This is a genomic window from Acinetobacter sp. CFCC 10889 (genome assembly GCF_003268395.1).
In the GTDB taxonomy this organism is placed as follows: Bacteria; Pseudomonadota; Gammaproteobacteria; order Pseudomonadales; family Moraxellaceae; genus Acinetobacter.
This window is the reverse complement of sequence record NZ_LQXQ01000123.1, coordinates 1-3229: the sequence shown is the minus strand read 5'-3', so window position 1 is coordinate 3229 and position 3229 is coordinate 1. Positions and strand designations below refer to the sequence as shown.

The following is a 3229-nucleotide window of genomic DNA, read 5'->3' as shown; positions in this document are numbered from 1 at the left end:
AAATTGAAAATTTACGAAAAAAAGAAGTTTCAGGGTTTTAGGGATGAAGTCCCTAACGTGCTTAGGTTTCTCAATGAAATTGAGACGTCTAAGCGCGCCATCAAATTTTTGATGGAAGTACAGGCGAAATTTTCTAGAACGAACTTTAACAAAATTGCGGACATTGGACGTAATTATTTTGTTATCGTTCTTTGAGAATTGAGCCTGTGCTTATGCGGTATCTGACTTAAGGAATTGAATATGACGAATGAATGGCTTTCAGAAAGACTAACCTATATTTCTGCTTTAAAAAATCCGAGTGATGCTCAAAAACTTTTATTGGAAATTGCTCAAATTCAATATCGAACACCTGAACAAGAAAAAAAATTAAATGCACTGATCAAAGCAGAAAAAGCCATAGATCGAGCAAATAAGCAAAAGGTCGTGGTTAGAAAATTATTGAATGCTGAAAAAGAGGCTGAACGTAAAGCACGTACTCGTCACTTGATTCAGTTAGGCGCACTGTTTGAAATTGCTAACCTGGATAAACGGGACCCCGCCGAACTGCTCGGTATACTACTTAAAACAGCGGAGATTGATCCTAACGATATGAAATGGCAGATTTGGAAAGACTTAGGTCAAGAGGTGTTAAATCAACGTAAAAAGACTGAAAAACAAAGTAATTGATTATGCAGTTAAGCTACTTAAAACCGTGGAACATTGTTTAATAAATAAGCGTGGAACATGAAAAATCATAAAAAAAGCCCCGATTGGAGAAAAGGGGCTTTAAAGATTGCATTATAGCTTTGAAAAATAAAGAAAAAATATAAGCATTTCGTATAACGTGCATTATGTTAATTTTAGAAATATTAATTAATAAAAAAAAGCCTCAGTCAAAACTGAGGCTTTTTTATATTCTGGAGCGGGAAAGGAGACTCGAACTCCCGACCCCAACCTTGGCAAGGTTATGCTCTACCAACTGAGCTATTCCCGCAATATATTCATATTATATGAATTATCTAAGATATAGATCAAACTTATAGAATGCTATTTAATTGTTTTTTGAACAAAAAACTAGAGAGAAAAGCTTATTTGTAGGAAAAATACTCATATCCATGAAAAGATAGCGTTTTAAAAAATGGACTCATATTCTAATGGCTTCAATAGATCCCAGGATTTTAGCTCACGCACAGAAAATTACGGCTAAACGTGCGAAAACAGTCATTGACCATATTATTAAATATGGTTCAATTTCTACAGAAGAGCTAAAAAATATATATGGTTATGACCATCCTCCTAGAGCAGCACGTGATGTTCGTGAGCAAGGCATTCCTCTCGAAACTATCAAAGTTATGGGTTCCAATGGTAGAAGTATAGGAGCTTATATCTTCGGTAATCCAGATGATATTCAAGATAATAAACTAGGTGGACGAGTTATCTTTTCTAAGGCATTCAAACAAAAATTAATAGACAAATATGGCTCAAAATGTGCCATTACTTTAGAAAACTACGACTCTAGATATTTACAGATTGACCATAGAATACCGTATGAAGTAGCTGGTGAAACATCAGGAACTGAACGTTCTCCTGAACATTTTATGTTGCTAAGTGCTTCTGCTCAAAGACAAAAATCTTGGGAATGTGAACACTGTTCAAATTTGCTAGTTAATCGAGACTTAAATACTTGTAGGACTTGCTATTGGGCATATCCTGATGAATATACCCATGTAGCATTAAGACATGAAAAAAGAGTAGATTTAATTTTTCAAGGGGAAAAAGAAGTTCAAAAGTTAGAAGAAATTACACAACAAGCTCAAGCTGAGGGTTTGACATTAAAAGAGTTTCTGATACGTGGTCATTAAAATTAGATTTATCTAAAAATGCTTCTGATAGATAAAGAGACTCTAAAGTTATCGAATTACCTCCTAACAATGTAGATTGCGTAGATCTTCCTGCATTTAATAATAATTTTTTCATTTTTAAATGCTCAGGAAGGTCTTTTCCATAACTTTTATCACCACATACCCCATCAAAACTAACCATGTAAGGTATTTGTCTGTTATTCAGATCTTCAAAGTTTGCAATTAACTCATCTAAATCTAATAGATGAGCATATCTAGGATTTGCCTTGTTACTTGTACCTTGCCAAGGAGGATCCATATAAATTAAATCACTCGGTAAAGCATCTTTTATAATTTCAGAAAAATTACCCTTTCTAAGTTCAGCTTTATTTTTTAAAAGTTCTGAAACTTTTAAAATTTCTTTAGTAATTTTATCTGGATTAGTTCCTAAACGTCTCTTGTCCATTCCCTGATTAAACTCACCTGAGCTATTAAATCTGACAGCATTCTTTACACATCTTGCAGCTAAATATAGAAAAAGACATGGGTCATGTGATTCATTAAATTGGCTACGGATATCATAATAATACCCAGTTGGATCATCCAACTGATTGTTCCAAATAGCTGTATATTTTTGGCTTATTGCAATAGGATCATTGATAATTAAATCCCACAAATCAGAAATTACTTCTAACTTATCACCAAATATATATCTTTCAGCCAATCCCATATTAGCTGCTGCAATGGTGATTGCTGCGGATCCAGCAAATGGCTCATATAACGTATCTATTTTAAAATTAACAAGATCTAAAATTTGATTTGCTAGTTTTCTTTTACTACCTTGATAGGGTAAAACATGAGGAACTTTCATCATTCAGATCCCTCATTTAGTTTATATAAAAGTTGTTTATTTTCTTGTTTAATAATAAATAAAGTAGATAACTTTAAAATTTCTCTTTTTCTCTCTCTTCTATAAATTATCGAATAAAAAGATTTAATAGGATTTTTACCAGTTAATTTAGTAGGTTCTTTTTCTTTTATCATTTTTACTAATTCAGTAGATAACAAACCATTAGGATGATTTTTTAATATATCAACAGCAGTATTTTCAATAATACTAGGTTTAGAAAAAGAGAACATAAAAGAAATACTCATTAAAACAAAGCATGCTATTGTAAACATTATGGGCATGCTATTGTCAATAGCATGCCCTATTTAACATTCAAAGTCTCTTATCTGAATAAATACTCTCAACTCTCTCAACATTCCCCACAGCGTCGCACTTCGTGCTTTGGCTTTGGTGAACGGTTGAGAGAGTTTCGGCAATACTCACCCTAAGGGCTGTCATTTAAAAAAATGACATATCCCCTAAGTATTGCCGATTTACCTATATATATTTGGCTTCGGAG

The 3229-nt window shown here is 33.0% G+C and carries 5 protein-coding genes and 1 tRNA gene; 3 read left to right on the top strand and 3 right to left on the bottom strand.

Going from position 1 to position 3229, the window contains the following annotated elements; all coding sequences use genetic code 11:
- Nucleotides 1-195, top strand: a 195-nt coding sequence (locus AVJ19_RS22375) for a hypothetical protein (protein ID WP_213067279.1), incomplete at its 5' end; no start/stop codon positions are given.
- Between the two features lie 45 nt (nucleotides 196-240).
- Entirely contained in the window at nucleotides 241-666 is a 426-nt protein-coding gene (locus AVJ19_RS20690) for a conjugal transfer protein TraD (protein ID WP_111861384.1), read from the top strand.
- A gap of 231 nt (nucleotides 667-897) precedes the next feature.
- Here the strand turns inward: AVJ19_RS20690 and AVJ19_RS20685 are convergent.
- Nucleotides 898-973: transfer RNA gene (locus tag AVJ19_RS20685), tRNA-Gly, on the bottom strand.
- A 160-nt stretch (nucleotides 974-1133) separates the two neighbouring features.
- Between AVJ19_RS20685 and AVJ19_RS20680 the strand changes: the two genes are divergently transcribed.
- Nucleotides 1134-1841, top strand: a complete 708-nt coding sequence (locus AVJ19_RS20680; protein WP_111861383.1) for an HNH endonuclease — start codon at nucleotides 1134-1136, stop codon at nucleotides 1839-1841.
- On the opposite strand, the gene AVJ19_RS20675 is transcribed toward AVJ19_RS20680, so the two are convergent.
- Together AVJ19_RS20675 and AVJ19_RS20670 are read right to left on the bottom strand one after the other, a co-directional pair.
- On the bottom strand, nucleotides 1780-2694 hold the full coding sequence (locus AVJ19_RS20675; protein WP_111861382.1) for a DNA adenine methylase: 915 nt from the start codon (nucleotides 2692-2694) through the stop codon (nucleotides 1780-1782). The two genes, AVJ19_RS20680 and AVJ19_RS20675, sit on opposite strands and share 62 nt — an antisense overlap.
- Nucleotides 2691-3002 (bottom strand): hypothetical protein, encoded by a 312-nt coding sequence (locus AVJ19_RS20670; protein WP_111861381.1) that lies wholly within the window; start codon nucleotides 3000-3002, stop codon nucleotides 2691-2693. The genes AVJ19_RS20675 and AVJ19_RS20670 overlap by 4 nt, the downstream gene beginning before the upstream one ends.
- Between the last annotated feature and the right edge of the window lie 227 nt (nucleotides 3003-3229).